We start from the raw sequence: 2500 nt of genomic DNA on the forward strand, positions 1-2500 counted from the left end.
CTCGTACTAAGGACAGCTCTCCTCAAATTTCCTGCGCCCACGACGGATAGGGACCGAACTGTCTCACGACGTTCTGAACCCAGCTCGCGTACCGCTTTAATGGGCGAACAGCCCAACCCTTGGGACCTACTCCAGCCCCAGGATGCGATGAGCCGACATCGAGGTGCCAAACCTCCCCGTCGATGTGGACTCTTGGGGGAGATCAGCCTGTTATCCCCAGGGTAGCTTTTATCCGTTGAGCGATGGCCCTTCCATGCGGAACCACCGGATCACTAAGCCCGACTTTCGTCCCTGCTCGACTTGTAGGTCTCGCAGTCAAGCTCCCTTCTGCCTTTGCACTCTTCGAATGATTTCCAACCATTCTGAGGGAACCTTTGGGCGCCTCCGTTACTGTTTAGGAGGCGACCGCCCCAGTCAAACTACCCACCTGACACGGTCCTCCAGCCGGATCACGGCTGCGAGTTAGAGACTCTATACGCAAAGGGTGGTATCCCAAGGGTGTCTCCACCGAAGCTGGCGCTCCGGCTTCACAAACTCCCACCTATCCTGTACATCGCGTACAAAGCCTCAATATCAGGCTGTAGTAAAGCTCCATGGGGTCTTTCCGTCCTGTCGCGGGTAACCTGCATCTTCACAGGTACTATGATTTCACCGGGTCTCTCGTTGAGACAGTGCCCAAATCGTTACGCCTTTCGTGCGGGTCGGAACTTACCCGACAAGGAATTTCGCTACCTTAGGACCGTTATAGTTACGGCCGCCGTTTACTGGGGCTTCGGTTCAGTGCTTCTCTTGCGATGACACATCCCCTTAACCTTCCAGCACCGGGCAGGCGTCAGCCCCTATACTTCATCTTGCGATTTAGCAGAGACCTGTGTTTTTGCTAAACAGTCGTTTGGGCCTATTCACTGCGGCTTATGTTGCCATAAGCGTCCCTTCTCCCGAAGTTACGGGACCATTTTGCCGAGTTCCTTAACGAGAGTTATCCCGCGCGTCTTAGAATTCTCATCTCGCCTACCTGTGTCGGTTTACGGTACTGGCGCCGACCTCCTTACTAGAGGCTTTTCTTGGCAGCGTGAAATCCGGTACTTCGCCCTACGGGCTCCACGTCACAGCTCAACCTTGTGTGCCGGGCGGATTTGCCAACCCGACGGCCTCGCTGCTTGTCCGTGCACTTCCAGTCGCACGGTTACCTTATCCTTCTGCGTCCCCCCATCGTTCAAACGGTGGTACGGCGGTACAGGAATATCAACCTGTTGTCCATCGCCTACGCCTTTCGGCCTCGGCTTAGGTCCAGACTAACCCTGAGCGGACGAGCCTTCCTCAGGAAACCTTGGGCTTTCGACGGAGGGGATTCTCACCCCTCTTTTCGCTACTCACACCGGCATTCTCACTTCCAAGCGCTCCACGGCTCCTCACGATACCGCTTCACTGCTGCTTGGAACGCTCCCCTACCATCCCTTACGGGATCCATAGCTTCGGTGGTATGTTTAGCCCCGTTACATTTTCGGCGCGGCGTCACTCGACTAGTGAGCTATTACGCACTCTTTGAATGGTGGCTGCTTCTAAGCCAACATCCTAGTTGTCTGTGCAACGCCACATCCTTTTCCACTTAACATACACTTTGGGACCTTAGCTGATGGTCTGGGCTGTTTCCCTTTCGACTACGGATCTTATCACTCGCAGTCTGACTCCCGAGTACAAGTTGCCGGCATTCGGAGTTTGACTGAATTCGGTAACCCTGTGGGGGCCCCTAGTCCAATCAGTGCTCTACCTCCGGAACTCTACACCTCGAGGCTAGCCCTAAAGCTATTTCGGGGAGAACCAGCTATCTCCAGGTTCGATTGGCATTTCACCGCTACCCACACCTCATCCCCGCACTTTTCAACGTGCGTGGGTTCGGACCTCCAGTCAGTGTTACCTGACCTTCATCCTGGACATGGGTAGATCACCTGGTTTCGGGTCTACGACGACGGACTGATGCGCCCTATTCAGACTCGCTTTCGCTGCGGCTCCGCCTCATCGGCTTAACCTCGCCCGCCATCGTAACTCGCCGGTTCATTCTACAAAAGGCACGCCATCACCCGTTAACGGGCTCTGACTACTTGTAGGCATACGGTTTCAGGATCTGTTTCACTCCCCTTCCGGGGTGCTTTTCACCTTTCCCTCACGGTACTGGTTCACTATCGGTCACTAGGAAGTATTTAGCCTTGGGAGATGGTCCTCCCGGATTCCGACGGGGTTTCACGTGTCCCGCCGTACTCAGGATCCACTCTGGAGGGGATGGGATTTCGGCTACAGGGCCGTCACCTTCTCTGGCCGACCTTTCCAGGTCGTTCACCTATCCTATCCCTTTGTAACTCCGTATAGAGTGTCCTACAACCCCAGGAAGCATGCTTCCTGGTTTGGGCTGTTCCCGTTTCGCTCGCCGCTACTCAGGGAATCGAATTTTCTTTCTCTTCCTCCGGGTACTTAGATGTTTCAGTTCCCCGGGTTTGCCTCA

The 2500-nt window shown here is 55.0% G+C and carries 1 rRNA gene (running past both ends of the window); it reads right to left on the reverse strand.

The features are described 5' to 3' along the window. Positions 1 to 2500: ribosomal RNA gene (locus tag ACZ2GZ_RS13200) — 23S ribosomal RNA — on the reverse strand (it extends past both window edges: 238 nt to the left, 176 nt to the right).

Source organism: Exiguobacterium sp. KKT215 (genome assembly GCF_055635335.1).